Below are 14,625 nucleotides of genomic sequence, written 5' to 3' on the forward strand. Positions count from 1 at the left end.
CAAATCTGAAGCCCCATCAGACGGCGTCTGGTGGGGCTTCAGAGGGTCTTGACGGCAGTAGTTGACGGCAACGTCAGCGGACGGACGCGGCGCAGGGCGGTGGTTCGTCGCCGTCGGCGTTGACTGTCTCGGTGTTTGTCAGGCCGTCGAGTGCGGTGCCGAGAGCATCGATGGCTTGGCGCTGGAGCCGGAGCCTCACGTGGGCGTAGACGGTGGCTGTGACACCGATGTGGGCGTGGCCGAGGAGTTCCTTGATCACGACGAGTTCGACTCCCTGCTCCAGGAGCAGCGTCGCGGTCGAGTGCCTGAGGTCGTGAAATCGGATGCGGCGGAGGTCGGCCTTGCGGAGGAGCGTGGTGAAGGTGCGGGTGAGGTTGGTCGGGTCGATCGGCCTGCCCTGCGGCGTGGCGAACACGTACCCGCTGTGCCGCCACGCGGTGCCCGCGGTTTCCCGCTCGCGCTGCTGCTGCTCTCGGTGGTGCTTCAGCGACTGGAGGCAGCGGGCGGGGAGGGCGATGCGGCGCTCGGAGGCCCGGGTCTTGGTGGGCAGCGTGGTGAGCCCGCCTGCGCTGGTGCGTTGCAAGGTGCGGCGGACGGCGGCCGTGCCCCGGTCGAGGTCGAGGTCTTCCCAGCGCAGGCCGAGGAGTTCGCCTTTGCGGAGTCCGGTGTGGAGCGCGAGTTCGAACAGGGCATGGAGTCGGTGTCCGCGCGCGGCTGTGAGGAATTGGCGGGCTTCGTCGGTGGTGAGGGGTTCGAAGCGTCGGGGGCGAGGTGTGCCGGTGCGGACGTTGCGGGCGACGTTGCGCGGGATCTCCTCCTCGCGCACGGCGTGCTCCAGGGCGGACTTGAGTACGGAGTGGATGTAGGTCAGCGTCAGTGGAGAGAGCCGCTTGGAGCAGCACGATCCGACGGCGCAGCAAAGGGGCTCATCACGCCCTGCATCGATGTCGCGCACGCAGCACTGGCAGGTGGTGCGGAGCTGGTTGAGCCAGGTGCGAACGTCCTTGGCAGAGAGCTTGGCGAGCTTCTTCTTGCCCAGGCCGGGGACGAGGTAGCGGTGGACGCAGGTGGTGTAGCGGGTGTGGGTGTTCTCGCGTAGCTGGTGGACGGCGACGGCCTCCAGCCAGTAGGTCAGGTATGCGGCCACGCTGCCTTGCGCGGAGGGGACGGGAAGGCCGCGGTTGCTGGTGGCGATCTTCTCGGTGAGCTTGGCCAGGGCTTCCTTCCGGGTGGTGCCGTAGACGCGGACGCGACGACGGGTGTTGCCGGGGGCGAGGACGTATCCGGCGGCTTCCCAGCGGCTGTCCTTGCGTTGGTAGACGGTTCCGTCGCCGTTGGCGCGCACGCGGCGGGAGGCGGGGGTGTCTCGGGGTGTGGTCATCAGGCGGCGGCTTCCTGTTCGAGTCGGGTGCGGATGAAGTCGGTGAGGGCGTGGGTGGGGATGCGGCGGGCGCGGCCGAGGGTGATGGAGGCGAGTTGCCGGGTGCGGATGAGGTCGTAGACGGCGGTGCGGCTGAGCTGGAGGCGGGCCATGACCTGGGGGACGGTGAGGAGTTCGGTGCTGGCGGTCACGCGGCGGCCCCCGGCCGGTCAGCGCTGGTCAGCCGATCAGTGGAGTGACCGGCGGAGTGACCCGCGCGGTCACCGGAGCGTTCCGAGCGGCGGGTTCGGGTCGGTTGTTCGGGCCGGGTCTGCCGTTTCGCGGCCAGGAGGTCAGCGAGATGTTCGAGTTCGGGGAGAAGGCCGGTTCCGGCGTACTGCCAGTGGGAGATGACCAAGGTCGTGTCCGGGCCCACGTGCTGACCGACGATGTTGCGGTGACCGGCTGCCAGGTCGGTGGAGTGTCCGGCGCGGTCACCGACCGGACTGCCGCCCGTCTGGTCAGACTGCGTCTCAGCCGATGCCGGGGCTGGTGTCTGGGGGTCGGGTTGACCGGCTCGCCAGGCGGTGCGTTCGGCTCGGAGGTGGGCGAGGGTGGTGGAGTAGTGGCGGGTGCGGGTGGAGAAGTGGCCTCGGAAGCCGAGCATGTGGGCCCATTGGCGCAGGCGGAGGTGGGCGTGTCGGCGGTTGGTGGCGAGGTGCCAGGCGGTGTGGATCATGCGGCGGGCGTGGTCGGTGATGTCGTGGGTGGCGAGTTCGGCGAGGAGTCGGAGTCGGCGGTCGAGGGTGCCGGTGGTGGTCTCGGCGCCTTTGGTGGCGTACTTGGCGATGTAGGCGGCGACGTGCCGGTCGGTGACGGGGCCGTCGCCGGTGAAGTCGGTGCTGCGGATCGCCCGGACGTCGATCTGCCGCCCGAACCGGAACACCGACCGCCTTGCCCGGTCTGAGTCTTGGGGCGGGGACTCGGGGACGTCCCCGGCGGGCTGCGGTTGCTTCGGCGGTTCGCCCTCGTGGTGGACGCGGGTGCGTGCGGCGGCGGCGCGAACGGCGTGGTCCAGGAGTTGGGTGGTGGCCCAGGCGGGTGGTGGGCTGGTGGGGCCGTTGGGTCCGTCGAGGCGGATGACGGCGTGGAAGTGGACCTGGCCCCGTTTCTGGTACTCGGCGACCTTGGCGTACGAGAGTGTGGCGTGGTCCCGCAGGGTCCGTTGCGTGAGCCCGGCGGCCTTGGCGATCTCGCGGCGCAGGTGGGTGGTGAAGCGGGCCCACAGGGCTGGGGAGTGCGCGTTCCACAGCACCGCGCCCGCGTAGTCGTAGCGGTCGGGGTCGAGCGGGGTGCCGAGGAGCGGGTCGTCGTCGGGGTGGACCTGACCGCAGAGGCAGCGGCCGGCGCCGGGCTGGTTGTGGACGGGCCCGAAGCCGGGTGCGGTGAGGGTGGCGAACACGCGCGGGTGCGCGGCCACGCTTGCCGGGACGGTCTTGCCGCCGCGCAGGCCTGCGGCGATGAGTTGGTAGGTGTCGTAGCGGTAGACGGTGGAGCAGGCGGGGCAGCGGGTGGCGCGGCGGTTGCCGCAGCGGACCAGCAGTTCGCCTGCCGGGAGCCGGCCGGAGTCGAAGTGGTCGAGGACCTCACCCGTCGCGGTGTCCAGGCGGGTGCGGTGCCCGGTGAGGCGGATCGGGTGCGCGCATCCGCCGAGTCCGGCTATCTGCCGTGCGAGGGGTGGGAGTTGGCCGGTGGCGGCGAGCTTGGCCAGCTTGGCGGTGAGCCTGGCGCGACGCTCCAGCGCCCGCCCTGCAGCGGCAGAGGCGGTGACTTCCGCCGGACAGGTCGGTGCCGTGAACGGCGACGACGGACGCGAGGCGGCTGGAACGGTCGTGGAGTACGGGAGTTGGAGCTGTGCGGACATGCGAGAAGAGGCCTTTCGGCGAGTGCGCGGAAGCGGTACGGCGCGGGGCACGTGGGCAGGCCGAAGTGATCGGCTCACAGGGGAACGGGGCGCCTCGGAGTTGGGCGCGGGGGCCGGACCAGAGGGGGCTGGTCGGCGGGGCGCGGGGGTGATCACCTGCGGGTGCGTGACGTTAACATCGCCTGACAGGCGCATTCAAGTGCATCCCTCCTCATTCCTTTCTGTGGGCGGTGGGGCGCGGGTAGTGTGGGGCCGGTTTCCCGGTTTGGTCGGGCCGGATTGTGCTGGTAGAGGGCGTGGAAAGCGGGGGGTGACCGGGCGTGGTGGCGGCGAGGCGCGGGCGCAGGCAGGCGGGCAGCGGGGTGCCGCTGACGTTCGAGGTCATCGCCGAGACCCTGCGCGAGCGCATCCGCTCCGGTGGGCTGCGGCCCGGTGACGCGCTGCCGACGCAGGCCGCGTTGATGCGGGAGTTCGGGGCGGCGAGCCTGACCGTGCAGAAGGCCATGGCCCTGCTGAAGCAGGACGGGTGGGCGGTCTCCCGTCCCGGCAAGGGCGCCTTCGTCGCCCACCGCGACTACCCCGACGGCGCCGATGGCCCCGACGGTCCGGAGGCAACCGCACCCGCCGGCGGGACGACGGCCCGCGTCGAGGCGCTGGAACGAGCGCTGGCCGACGCCGTCGAGCAGATCGCCGACCTCCGCGCTCGCGTCGAGGTACTGGAGTCGGGCGGCGGCGGACGGGGCCGCTGACCCGCCGTGCCGGGTGACCTTGGGTGTGCGTTCAGATTTTCTCTTCGAGGTTCAAGGCGGGCCCCGCCCGCATTGGCTAACCGCCGTCGCCGACAAGCCCCACCGTCTACTCCCGCGATCACGCGCTACCGGAGGGCCGAGCCGAAGCGGCAGCCGGGCTACGAAAGCGGCAACCAGCCAGATCGCCGGGATGACCGGAGCCGGGCTCTTGGCGGAGCAAGCTATCGCCTACGACCGTCCTACGGCCGGATCGCAGGCAAGGGCCGACCAGGGGGCCGACCCTTCACGTGCGTCGCGCAGGCTCACCGAGGGCGGTAGCCGTCACCACGCCAGCGGGGGTGAACCTCTGCCGATCCAGCCGCCCGGGGCCGCGGGGCCGTCCTACACTGCTGGAGTGACCGCTGCATACGACTACGAGGACATGCACCACCTGGTGGACCGGCTCACCCCGACCCAGGTGCGACGCCTGCGCCTGCTCGTCACCCAGGATGAGGAACTTTCCCAGGTCGCCCAGTCGCTGCCGGCGGTCGACTCGAACGAGGACGAGGAGTCGGTTCCGGCCGGGCTGCTGGCCCTGATCGGCAGCGTGAACGGCCCAGAGGATCTGGCCGAACGGCACGACGACTACATCCGCGAGCGGATGCGCGAGCGCTTCGGCGACTCGGCGTGATCGCCACGGTCCTGGACACCGGACCCCTGGCTGCGGCGTTCAACGCGGCCGGCCGACGCCACCCCGAGTGCGCCTCCCTGCTGACATCGCTGACCGGCCGCCGTCTGCTGCCCAGCCCGGTCATGACCGAGGTCTGCTGGCTGCTGGAGCGCTGGCCCCAGGTCGAAGCGGCGTTCCTCGCCGAGGTCGCACGGGGAACATTCGAACTGGTCCACCTCACTCCCACCGACCTGACGCGCATGGGTGAGCTGGTCCTCCAGTACGCCGACTTCCCGCTCGGCGGGGTCGACGCCTCGGTCATCGCGGTGGCCGAGCGCTTCGGCGTGGACCGGGTAGCCACCCTCGACCGGCGGCATTTCAGCGTCGTCAAGCCCGCCCACGTCCCCGCGCTGACACTCCTGCCGTAGCCCGACCAGTGGTCTATGCCCCTGACGGCAGTACTGACGGCAACAACCACGGACGCCAGGGCACAGCCACGGACACCAGCGGAGCACGAAATCATCAGTAACCTGCGAAAACGCAGGCGGGGAGGGGGCGCGTAGCACACGTACTATGTGCTGGCGGGGGCCACGCCGGTACTCGTTCACAATAGCAACTGTGACCTTCCGGAGGGGTATACCTCTTCCCCTGCGCTCAAGGGTGACCCCTACCATCCGGACTCGGTGGCTGAGCGCAGTCGGCAGAACCGAAAGCTGTACGCCGGGACCGTGGCTGATCGGGCAGGTGCACTTGGGTACAGGACAAGAATTCCCGCGCAGAAGGCGCCGTTCAATTCGCATGGCCAGGTCGTCTTTTCCAACGGAAAGAACTACATTACGCCTGATGTTGATGGCCATAACGTGACGGACGGCTGGAAGATGTTCAACCGCAGAGGGCAACGGATCGGAACCTATGACCCAGATCTCAACTACCTCAAGGAATGATGGATTCTCAATCGAGGTGATCAACGATCCGGTTTCGGAGGGTGCGACCCCCTCATCCTCCGATGCTGTCGCCAGGATCAGAGTTGGCAGCTTCGCGGAGACGTTCCGGATGGATCTGAGCTTCTGGTCGGTAGATGAATACCGCCGAAGCTGGGAGAGTGCCCTGAGGGAAATTGAGTGCTCCGAGAAGGTGACCTCTTGTCTCATTGCTTCGATCACTGATCCGGAAGCAAGTAACTTCATCTCATGCTGGCCTATGTATCGAGACGGGGATGTGGTCCACGTCCAGAATTCGCTCATCTTCCTGGATGAGCTCGACGAACCGTTCGACCCGCAAGAGCCGTGGCGGTACGTAGAGCCTCACCGTGAAGTCGACGAGGACGGGAATCGCATCTCCGAGTGGGTGACGAGCGCGTCCGAAGTGCGGCAGTTCCGCGAGTCTGCCTGGGGCTTGTGAGAGCACGCAACCGCAAATATGAAGCCCCGCCAGATCGTTTCTGGCGGGGCTTCTGCACGTCGTGACGGCAGTAGTTGCCGTTGAGGTTGAAAGGGTGGGGTGACAGCGTTACGGAGGCTCCAGTGTCAGTCCGGTCCCGACGATGAAGCCGTCGAGTACTTCGGGTCGGCGTTGAATGCCGCGTAGGCGGTTCTTCACGAGCGGGGTGAGGTCTTCGATCGCGCGAGGTGCGAGGTTGGCCAGGGACTTCTTTACATGGGCCCAGACGCCTTCGACCGGGTTGAGGTCGGGCGCGTAGGGCGGGAGCTTGACGATGGTCAGCCAGTCGCTGTTGCGGTCGCAGAACTCCCGCAAGGGCTTGGCATGATGGGTGCTGGCGTTGTCCCACACCACGATCAGCGGGGCATCGCCGAGCTGCCGACGAGCAGAGGTCAACAGGTCCGCGAACTCGCGGGCCCGGAACCCCTTCTTCTCGCCGGTACGGCCCCGGTACGTCTGGGTCCGGTAGATCAGACGGGTCTCGTGGCCTGGCCGCACGCAGATCATCCCGGCCATCAGGACCCGGCCCGAACCCTTGCCCACTACTTTGACCAGCGGCGATCTGCCCCGCCTTGACCAGGTGCGGCCCTTGCCGGGCTTCAGGTCCTGCCCTGCTTCGTCCTCGAAGACGATCCACGCGCCCAGGAGCTGGGCCGTCCTCTTACCCGTGACCACTGCTCCGTCCGCCACCTGGCCACAGCCTGCTCATCCCGCTCGACGGCCCTGTGCGCCGGGACCTGCGGTGACCAGCCCAGCCGGTGCAGCAGGTACGACACTCCACGCGGGGTGTACCGGTAGCCGAACAGGCTATGGATCAGCTCCGCGACCCTCGCCAGGGTCCACCGCTGGTCCTCCGTCCAGCCGTGCGCCGCCGGCCCCGCCTCCAGCTCGGCCTGCAGTCGTTCCGCCTGGGCATCGCTGAGCTGACACGGGAAGCCGCCAGGCCCCTTGGAGGCCAGAGCTGCACTGCCGCCCTCGCGCCAGGCGGCGTGCCAGGCGTACGCCGACTTCCGCGACACCCGTAACCTGCGGGCCACCTCCGGCGGCCGCACCTCTCGCTCGAACATCTCCGCGGCCTCGAAGCGCACTGCCTCACGCTTCGCCCGCCCCACAGCGGTCAGACCGCCGCCATCCGCGTACCTCATAACGAGGACGTAGCACCACCAACGCCCGCTGTCACCCCACCCTTTCAACCTCAACGGGTCTGTGTAGCGAACGGTGGAACTCGGTCGGTTTGGTTCAGCGTCGTCCGGCGGTGAGCCGGCCGTCGAAGGTGATGTCGAAGGCTTGGAGTGCGGCCTTCCAGCGCATGGTCCAGCGTTTGCGTCCGGTGCCGGTCGGGTCCAGGCTCATGACGGCCAGGTAGACGCATTTGAGGGCGGCCTGGTCGGTGGGGAAGTGTCCCCGGGCCCGGACGGCCTTGCGGATCCGTGCGTTGATGCTCTCGATCGCGTTGGTGGTGCACACGATCTTGCGGATCTCCACGTCGAACTGGAGGAAGGGCACGAACTCCGCCCAGGCCGCCTCCCAGAGCCGGACGATCGCCGGATACTTCCCGCCCCAGGCGTCGGTGAACTCCACGAACCGCTCCAGGGCGGCCTCCTCGGTCGGCGCAGTGTAGACGGGCCTGAGCGCCTTCGCGATCTTCTCCCAGTCCTGCGCTGTCCAGCGGGCGGTTCTGCCATTCCGTCATGCCGGCCATCACGCTGTCGGTGATCGTGGAGATCGTGGACTTGGAGATCTCCGCGCCGTACACCTCGGCGAGATGCGCGGAGATCTCCCCGTGCGTCAGCCCCTTTGCCGACAGGGACAGGACCATCTCGTCCACACCGCCCAGACGCCGCTGACGCTTCTTGACCAGCTGGGGCTCGAACGACCCTGCCCTGTCCCGCGGTACCGCGATCTCGACCGGCCCCGACTCGGTGATCACCGTCTTGGAGCGTTGCCCGTTGCGGTAGTTGTCCCGGCCGCCCTCGGCCCGCTCACCGGGCTCGTGCCCCAGGTGATCGGTGAGCTCGCCCTCCAGCACGGACTCCAGCACCCGCTTCGTCAGCTGCTGCAGGAGGCCGCCCTCCCCGGTGAGTTTCACGCCACCGGCCTGAGCCCGGGCAACCAACTCGGCAACCAGCCCCTCATCCACGGCGTTCGTCCCACTCACAGGGACCTGCCCGGCTTCGGTGTTACTCGTCACGCCAGTCATCAACTGCCGCTTCCAGCTCGGGAGTTACACCGCTCACCGTACAGACCCTCCCGCTTGCGCGGGCCGCCGCGCGCCGGCGGCCGGTGACCGCCGCCCGCTCCTGTCTGCCGCCCCGCTGGCGACGCCCACCGGCCACTCGGCACGCAGCAGGCAAGCGAGCCGACCCCGATCCCGGAAGTAACCGCATCGGCCTGTAGCGGCGCCGCAGGCCGACTCCGCCGAACGCCGCACGGCACCTCGTCAGGCCGCGGCAGCCGAAAGCCGCGCGTCGTCGGCGTGCGGTCACAGGCGAGGGCACAGATCGAGCAGCCCAGCCCGCTGCCGAGCGGCCAGGCCGGAGCGGGGTGGATGCTGTGACGGAAGGAAGAGGCGTGGTTGAGGCCGGTGCGGGGTTGCTGGAGACACACGTGGCGGGTGATCTGTCGGCGCACCCGCCGTCGTGGCTGACCTTCTGTGGCTGCGCTTGAAGGTGCCACGGGGATCATGTGAACAGCGACGATGGTGCGATCGTCCGTGCTCGGTCGTACAGGTCGAGCGCCGTTGCGTTCTTCAGATGAGGGCGCAAGAGACCGAACATCGCCTTCACGCGTTCGTCGGCGCGGCCGGACTGCACCTTGGGGTAGTCGTCGAGGGCTTGGTGCCAGGTGGCACACGCCGCTTCCAGGTGGCCGAGTTCCAACTGCCGCTCTGCCAACAGTCCGCGACGGTGTACTCGTGTGCGCTGGTACGCGCTGGGGCGGAGCCGGTCCGCTTGTTGCATGGCTTCGACGGCTCCGGCTTTGTCGCCGAGTTCGTAACGCACCTGGCTGACGTGGTAGTTGAGCGAAGAAGGGTCATACGAGCCGAACGCCTTGCCGCGTGACTCGGCACGGTCCATGGCCGCCTCGGCCTCCCGGATGTAGCGCAGCGCGCTCGCACGGTCGCCGGTCTGCGCGGCGGCATGCGCCTGCTGGCCGACGAGGAAGGCCAGCATCCGAGGGCCGGCTTTCGGGGAAGCCGCGGCAGCAGCGTCGGCCAGCTCCATAGCCTTCGCCCCGTGGCGGAGGTCGACCGCCTGGACGCTCATGCCCCGCAGGGTGGTGCAGTACGTCAGGTGGTCCTCGGCAGCGCCCGCCAGCTCCAGAGCCTTAACGTAGTAGCGCTGCGCGAGACCGTGCAGACCTTCGTCCACGGCCATGTAGCCGGTCAGGTAGAGCAGGTCCGAGGCGGCGGACAGCATCGCCTTGCGTACGTCCTCAGGTGCGTCGGCACGCAGGTAGGAGGCCACGGTGTTGACCATGAACGAGGCCGCCATGGGGCGTGCGTGACGACCGCCGAACTCGTCGTCCAGTTCCGAGACACGCTCGGTCATGGCGACGACCATGTCCACTTCGTTCATGCCGATGCGTGCTGTGCGGCCGGACTGGACGGCATCGGCACGCCCGACTACATCAGGCCAGCCGGGAATGGTGACGGCCACGGAGAACAGGCCGGCACCCAGGACGCTGCGGCGGGACGGGTCCATATCCAGCCTCCCCAGGTCGATCACCCCTTCCACGGTATCCGCAGCCGCGGAGGAGCGATCGCGTGGAACGGGCAGCCCGGCCTCGGCATGGGTGACGGGGCGGCCGAGGCGGCGGGAGAGAGCTTCGAGGATGCATCCGCGCACCGCACCGCGAGGGACGGTGCCGCCCAGCCAGTGGCTCACCGCCGACTCGTCATAACGCAGAGGGATTCCGGTCTCGGTGCCGACGCGGTTCACCGCTCGCGCGAACTGGCGGTGAGTCCAACGGCTCTCGGCGAGCAGGCGCCCAAGCGCCACGTTCGGTTCACGCTTGGCCATGCCCTCAACTCCCCGTGACCTTGCGGACTTTCAAGGCTTTCAAGTCCTGGTGCTGCGGCAACGGTACCGCTGAGCGTGGTCGTGCGGTTGCGTAGAGACAGCAGGCAGCGGCGAGTCCTCGCCGCAGCCGTCGTCTGAAGGGCTGAGGGATGAGAAGCGAAGCACGGGCCCGTCTGGCCCGGATGACCGAGGAACGGGGCATGGACGGGGTGTTGAGGATCAACACCTACGAGGGCGCAGACCTGCCGCCGGGTTCGAACCGGTTCTCGCCGTGTCTCTGCCCGCAGCACCGCAGTGCCACGCCCGAGTACGGCGCGGAGAAGCTGAGCGTCGCAGTACGCGAAGCCAACCAGCGCAGCCGCGGAGAGCGGCTGTGAACCGGTTAGCCGCAGCCGTCGACCGCTACGCCGGACCAGTCCTGATCATCACCATCTCGGGATCGGTCGGCTTCGTCCTGGGTGTCGCCGCCGCATCCACACCCACCTGACTCCTCCCCGTCACGCATCCAGGCTCCCCACCTGTGACGAGGGAGGGCCCGCCGCCGGAAGCGGTGGGCACCCCGTCCGGCTGCCTTCTTCGCAAGGGTCCGGCAGCCGGACGGGTCCAACTCCGCAGCATCCGCCGTGGAGTCCACTGAAAACCGTAAGGGAGAAAACGATGAACGTGGACGAGCTGTTCACCGGCGACCTGATCACCGGCGTTCCGGCCGTCGAAGCCGCGCTGCTCGACAAGATGCCGGGCGGCGGCGACAACAACGGCGACCACTGCAGCAAGTGATCCAGGGCTGACGCCAGGCGGGGCGGGGCCGTGCGCGGCCCCGCCCCGCCGCACGACATCGGAAGGGGACTACATGTTGTCGATGCGTCTGCGCCTGGCCGATCTCCAGGAGCCCAAGTGGAGGTCAGAGGGCGGCCGTTGGACCAACGGCGAGAGCTGGATCGAGCCCGCGAACGTGTCCACGTTGGTCATGGAGGTCAACGACGACCAAGCGCCGCGCGTACGGGTCCGCGTGAAGGAGTGCAAGCGGGACGAGGCCGACTTCGTCGCACTCACCATGGAGCCGGGACAAGCCCGCCTGGCGGCGGGCGTCTTCGGCACAGCCCCGCTCTACCTGGCAGAGAAGGCTGGCGAGCTCCACGCCTCTTGGGACCTGACGCTGCTGCGACCGCGTCTGCGGGCCGACCGCCTGGTGCCGCGCGTTGTCGCCCGCACGCTGACGAGGCAGCACCGTTACACGTCCGAGACGGTCTTCCAAGGCGTCTACCGCCTCACCGAACGGGCAGCGGCCACGTTCACCCCTTCGGGACTCAGCATCCACTACCCCGACCCCGCCGAACACGTACTTGAACCACGTACGCTGCGGCCCGGCGTTGATCCACTCATGGCTCTGGACGAATTGCTGACCGACGTAATCCGCCAGGCGCCGACAGCAACCGGATGCGTGGGCGTCGAACTGTCCGGCGGCGCGGACTCCGGGAACGTCGCCCTGGCCATCAAGGCGGCCCGCTTCCCCGAGATGTACAGCTTCGGCCTGCTGGTGGGAGGAAGCACCGGCAGGCAACAGAGCGAGCGGCGTCGGGCCCTTGTGGAGCACTGCGGCTTCAGAGACACGGCCACCCCCGCCATGCAGCACCCACCCTTCTGCGCTGGAGGCGTGCGCGCTGTGCGCAAGCCGCACGATCCGGCCGGAGCCTTCTACCAGGAGGCGTTCGACGTCGTACGAGAGCAGGCAGCCGCCCGGCGATGCGAGGTCATGTTCACCGGCAGCGGCGGGGACGAGATCAACGCACACCACTCCAGGACGCAGGTCGAACTGCCGACGCCGGAACCCGTGCCGTGGCTCGGCAAGAAGGCGGTCCGAGCGCTTTCCGAGGTGAATGAGTACCTGGCCCCCATCCCGGTGCTGCCCGTACCGACCCTGATGGCGTTCGGGATGCACAACCCCGGATTCCTCCGGGCCGGAATCTGGCCGGTGAGCCCGCTCGTGCACCCACGGATCGTGCGGTTCATGGAGCAGCTACCGCACGAGTACAAGCGCGGCAAGGCGCTGTTCCGCGAACGGATCAGACGGGCCGGGCTGCCCGAGTGGGTGGCCGCGCCGGCCGAACCGGAAAACTTCCTGGCCGTCCTGGAGAAGGGTTTACGTTCCTACGGCTTGCCGGTCTTGGACGACATGCTGAAGGAGTCCATCCTGGTGGACCTTGGCTACGTTGACGGCAAGGCTCTTGCCGAGGCGGGGAGAAACGCCGACTCCGCGCCGGTCGTCCCCGATCTGCTGTGCGATGTGCTCGCCCTGGAGGTCGGACTGCGAAGCCTCATGTGACCAGCCCCGACACGGAAGCCGAGCACGTGGAAGCCACCAACCTCCTGTACCGCGATCCGGCGCTCTACGACGTGGTCCAGTCCGACAGCACGAGCGCCGGAATGTGCCAAACCCTGATCGATCTGCACCGGCCGGACGCCCGGACCCTGGTCGACTTCGGATGCGGTACCGGCCGCGACCTGGAGATCCTGGCCAAGCGCTTCGAGTGCATCGGCGTGGACGTCCAGCCCGGCATGGTCGACTACGCCCACCAGGCCCGGCCCGGGCTGGACATCCGCACCGGCGACATGCGCACCACACGACTCGGCAGACGCATGGACGTGGTGACCTGCATGGGCAACAGCCTCGCCTACGTGCACGACAACGAGGCGATCAGCCAGGTCTTCGCCACCTTCGCCGCCCACGCCCGGCCAGGAGCGCTGCTCGTGCTGTGTTCCCCCGTCGCCCCGATCACCCGGACCGAGCCGACCACCGCCACGGTCGACACCCCGACGGGACCCGCGACCGTCACCATCCGCCACACGTGGGACCTGCGGACCCAGATCAACACCATGCACCGGCACTGGATGCTCCCCTCGGGCGACGAGGCCCGAGACGAGATCCGCAGGCGCGTCCTGTTCCCCCAGGAGCTCGAACGCTACGCGGAGGGCGCCGACTTCGAGGTCCTGGACATGCTCGACGGCACAGGGACAGGGCTCACCGGCCCCACCGCGTACACAGTGGCGCGATACATCCGGCGATGACCGGCGGGGCGAGAAATGGCACCAGCACCGCCGCCCGACTCCTGACGGCAGTAGCGACGGCAACAGCCACGGATTTCCCCGCACAACCACGGACGCCAGCGGAACGCAAATCACGTGCTGACCTGCGAAGAAGCAGGTAGAAAGGTGCCGCGTAGCACACGTACTATGTGCTGGCGGGACAGACTCCGGTGCTCGTTCACAACAGCAACTGTGATCCTCGCTTCTCGGTCGACTCCAAGGGGAACGCCACCGATCTCACCAATCCGGGCGGCAGGGTCGGCGTTCCGAAACTTGAAGGTGGCACCCTGCAAGAAGTGGGCGGGCGTGTCTGGGGTTCTGGAGATCCCTCTCACCTCATAGGAACACGCTCTCCGGCTGAATTGAGAGGGTTGGCGAGCAGGGGTGACGCCGAGAAATTGCAGGACTTCTACCAGAGTGCAGCGCTTGCAGGGAAGGGTGGAAAGACTGCACCGGCGCGCGTGGTGCTGACTCAGGAGATCATCGATGCTTGGAGTTAGTCAGGTGGGCAAGGAAGAGCAGGTCGTAGACCTGAAATTTGCGGCGGCGCAAGGGGAAAGCGTCGAGGTGTGCTTCGAGCCGGTAGGAACCACCTTCTCCCTGAGCGACGGTGAGGCGGTCTTTCTCCGGACCGCAATCTCAAACGTGGCCTCGCTTGAGATTGTCTCGTGGCCTAATGGGATTGGGGTTTGGGTTCCCTATCCCGGCGACTACGCGATCATTGACTCAAAGGGGAACGAAATCGATACGCTCTGACCTTCTCTCGTAAGAGAGGGGGGCGCTCCGGATGCGTTGCGCCGCCTCGGTGATGATGCCCAATCAGCGGCACCGGGAGTGAATCCACCGGTGCACATCTGAAGCCCCGCCAGGTGACACCTGGCGGGGCTTCAGCGGTGGGTGACGGCAGTAGTTGACGGGGGCCGACCCTCACGCGCGCTGCCGGACTCGCCGAGGGCGGGGGTCGGCGTTGCCTCCGGCGGGGGGCGAAGCTCCCGGCCGCCCGTCGGGGGCTGACTCCTCCCGCCCCGGCCCCGCGCCGCCAGGCTGGGCGACGCACCAGCCCGGCCGTACGCTGCCTTTCCCGATCGGGCCTGATCCTGGCGAAAGGAGCCTGCACCGCTCGGCAGGTTTCCGCTGGTTTGCGGGCGGCACCGTGGCATCAGGGCGAAGAGGGGAACACGGGGGTGTGCGGCGCCGGAGTGGCTGCGATCGAGGCGCGGCACACGACCTGAGCTCCGAAGTCGCGCTCTCGCACCCCGCGCCGCGTCGTATCAGATGTCCCGGAAGAGACCAGCCGGGCCGGGGAGTGTCCAGTAGACGGCTGATCCAGTTTCTGTAGTGGTCAGTTGGCGGCCGGGGTGAGCCGGCCTTCGAAGGCGATCTGGAAGGCGTTCAGG

At 68.3% G+C, this 14,625-nt stretch carries 15 protein-coding genes and 1 pseudogene; 9 read left to right on the forward strand and 7 right to left on the reverse strand.

The window, feature by feature from the left end:
- Positions 1–73 precede the first annotated feature (73 nt).
- Genes ABZ659_RS03050 through ABZ659_RS03060 form a run of 3 tightly spaced genes read right to left on the reverse strand, consistent with a single transcriptional unit; the run spans position 74 to position 3,284 of the window.
- The gene (locus ABZ659_RS03050) at positions 74–1,381 is read right to left on the reverse strand and encodes a site-specific integrase (RefSeq protein WP_360212775.1); all 1,308 of its coding nucleotides are present in this window, start codon (positions 1,379–1,381) and stop codon (positions 74–76) included.
- The gene (locus ABZ659_RS03055; RefSeq protein ID WP_189782320.1) at positions 1,381–1,572 is read right to left on the reverse strand and encodes a helix-turn-helix domain-containing protein; all 192 of its coding nucleotides are present in this window, start codon (positions 1,570–1,572) and stop codon (positions 1,381–1,383) included. Before ABZ659_RS03055 ends, ABZ659_RS03050 begins: the two co-directional genes overlap by 1 nt.
- Complete coding sequence (locus ABZ659_RS03060) at positions 1,569–3,284, reverse strand: replication initiator (protein ID WP_360212777.1); 1,716 nt, start codon at positions 3,282–3,284, stop codon at positions 1,569–1,571. Before ABZ659_RS03060 ends, ABZ659_RS03055 begins: the two co-directional genes overlap by 4 nt.
- Positions 3,285–3,604: 320 nt before the next feature.
- Between ABZ659_RS03060 and ABZ659_RS03065 the strand changes: the two genes are divergently transcribed.
- The 5 genes from ABZ659_RS03065 to ABZ659_RS03085 all read left to right on the forward strand — a co-directional run bounded on the left by ABZ659_RS03065 (position 3,605) and on the right by ABZ659_RS03085 (position 6,083).
- A complete protein-coding gene (locus ABZ659_RS03065; protein WP_360212779.1) occupies positions 3,605–4,033 on the forward strand; it encodes a GntR family transcriptional regulator in 429 nt (142 codons plus the stop codon).
- Positions 4,034–4,427: 394 nt separating this feature from the next.
- Positions 4,428–4,703, forward strand: a complete 276-nt coding sequence (locus ABZ659_RS03070; RefSeq protein WP_360212781.1) for a hypothetical protein — start codon at positions 4,428–4,430, stop codon at positions 4,701–4,703.
- The gene (locus ABZ659_RS03075; RefSeq protein WP_360212783.1) at positions 4,700–5,110 is read left to right on the forward strand and encodes a PIN domain-containing protein; all 411 of its coding nucleotides are present in this window, start codon (positions 4,700–4,702) and stop codon (positions 5,108–5,110) included. The genes ABZ659_RS03070 and ABZ659_RS03075 overlap by 4 nt, the downstream gene beginning before the upstream one ends.
- A 255-nt stretch (positions 5,111–5,365) precedes the next feature.
- Positions 5,366–5,626, forward strand: a complete 261-nt coding sequence (locus ABZ659_RS03080; RefSeq protein ID WP_360212785.1) for a toxin C-terminal domain-containing protein — start codon at positions 5,366–5,368, stop codon at positions 5,624–5,626.
- Positions 5,595–6,083: a hypothetical protein gene (locus ABZ659_RS03085; protein ID WP_360212787.1), complete on the forward strand. Its 489-nt coding sequence runs from the start codon at positions 5,595–5,597 to the stop codon at positions 6,081–6,083. Before ABZ659_RS03080 ends, ABZ659_RS03085 begins: the two co-directional genes overlap by 32 nt.
- 108 nt (positions 6,084–6,191) lie before the next feature.
- On the opposite strand, the gene ABZ659_RS03090 is transcribed toward ABZ659_RS03085, so the two are convergent.
- From ABZ659_RS03090 to ABZ659_RS03105, 4 genes and pseudogenes are all read right to left on the reverse strand, one after another.
- Positions 6,192–6,812, reverse strand: a complete 621-nt coding sequence (locus ABZ659_RS03090) for a transposase (protein ID WP_360212789.1) — start codon at positions 6,810–6,812, stop codon at positions 6,192–6,194.
- Positions 6,722–7,267 (reverse strand): winged helix-turn-helix domain-containing protein, encoded by a 546-nt coding sequence (locus tag ABZ659_RS03095; protein WP_360212791.1) that lies wholly within the window; start codon positions 7,265–7,267, stop codon positions 6,722–6,724. The genes ABZ659_RS03090 and ABZ659_RS03095 overlap by 91 nt, the downstream gene beginning before the upstream one ends.
- Positions 7,268–7,361: 94 nt before the next feature.
- Positions 7,362–8,322, reverse strand: a pseudogene (locus tag ABZ659_RS03100) (transposase).
- Positions 8,323–8,803: 481 nt separating this feature from the next.
- Positions 8,804–10,144 (reverse strand): tetratricopeptide repeat protein, encoded by a 1,341-nt coding sequence (locus ABZ659_RS03105; RefSeq protein WP_360212793.1) that lies wholly within the window; start codon positions 10,142–10,144, stop codon positions 8,804–8,806.
- A gap of 149 nt (positions 10,145–10,293) precedes the next feature.
- On the opposite strand from ABZ659_RS03105, the gene ABZ659_RS03110 reads away from it, so the two are divergent.
- The 4 genes from ABZ659_RS03110 to ABZ659_RS03125 all read left to right on the forward strand — a co-directional run bounded on the left by ABZ659_RS03110 (position 10,294) and on the right by ABZ659_RS03125 (position 13,984).
- Complete coding sequence (locus tag ABZ659_RS03110; protein WP_234367392.1) at positions 10,294–10,521, forward strand: hypothetical protein; 228 nt, start codon at positions 10,294–10,296, stop codon at positions 10,519–10,521.
- A 482-nt stretch (positions 10,522–11,003) separates the two neighbouring features.
- Positions 11,004–12,467, forward strand: coding sequence for an asparagine synthase-related protein (locus ABZ659_RS03115; RefSeq protein WP_360212795.1), 1,464 nt, complete (start codon positions 11,004–11,006; stop codon positions 12,465–12,467).
- The gene (locus tag ABZ659_RS03120; RefSeq protein ID WP_360212797.1) at positions 12,464–13,210 is read left to right on the forward strand and encodes a class I SAM-dependent methyltransferase; all 747 of its coding nucleotides are present in this window, start codon (positions 12,464–12,466) and stop codon (positions 13,208–13,210) included. Before ABZ659_RS03115 ends, ABZ659_RS03120 begins: the two co-directional genes overlap by 4 nt.
- A gap of 522 nt (positions 13,211–13,732) precedes the next feature.
- Positions 13,733–13,984, forward strand: coding sequence for a hypothetical protein (locus tag ABZ659_RS03125; protein ID WP_229865889.1), 252 nt, complete (start codon positions 13,733–13,735; stop codon positions 13,982–13,984).
- Positions 13,985–14,625 lie beyond the last annotated feature (641 nt).

Origin of the sequence: Streptomyces sp. NPDC006997 (assembly GCF_040635175.1) — a bacterium.
In the GTDB taxonomy this organism is placed as follows: domain Bacteria; phylum Actinomycetota; class Actinomycetes; order Streptomycetales; family Streptomycetaceae; genus Streptomyces.

Bases quoted from the DNA above. Each gene is read 5' to 3' on its own strand.
- ABZ659_RS03110 (WP_234367392.1), top strand. From the start codon at position 10,294: ATGAGAAGCGAAGCACGGGCCCGTCTGGCCCGGATGACCGAGGAACGG.
- ABZ659_RS03095 (WP_360212791.1), bottom strand. From the start codon at position 7,267: ATGAGGTACGCGGATGGCGGCGGTCTGACCGCTGTGGGGCGGGCGAAG.
- ABZ659_RS03060 (WP_360212777.1), bottom strand. From the start codon at position 3,284: ATGTCCGCACAGCTCCAACTCCCGTACTCCACGACCGTTCCAGCCGCC.
- ABZ659_RS03085 (WP_360212787.1), top strand. From the start codon at position 5,595: ATGACCCAGATCTCAACTACCTCAAGGAATGATGGATTCTCAATCGAG.
- ABZ659_RS03115 (WP_360212795.1), top strand. From the start codon at position 11,004: ATGCGTCTGCGCCTGGCCGATCTCCAGGAGCCCAAGTGGAGGTCAGAG.
- ABZ659_RS03050 (WP_360212775.1), bottom strand. From the start codon at position 1,381: ATGACCACACCCCGAGACACCCCCGCCTCCCGCCGCGTGCGCGCCAAC.
- ABZ659_RS03105 (WP_360212793.1), bottom strand. From the start codon at position 10,144: ATGGCCAAGCGTGAACCGAACGTGGCGCTTGGGCGCCTGCTCGCCGAG.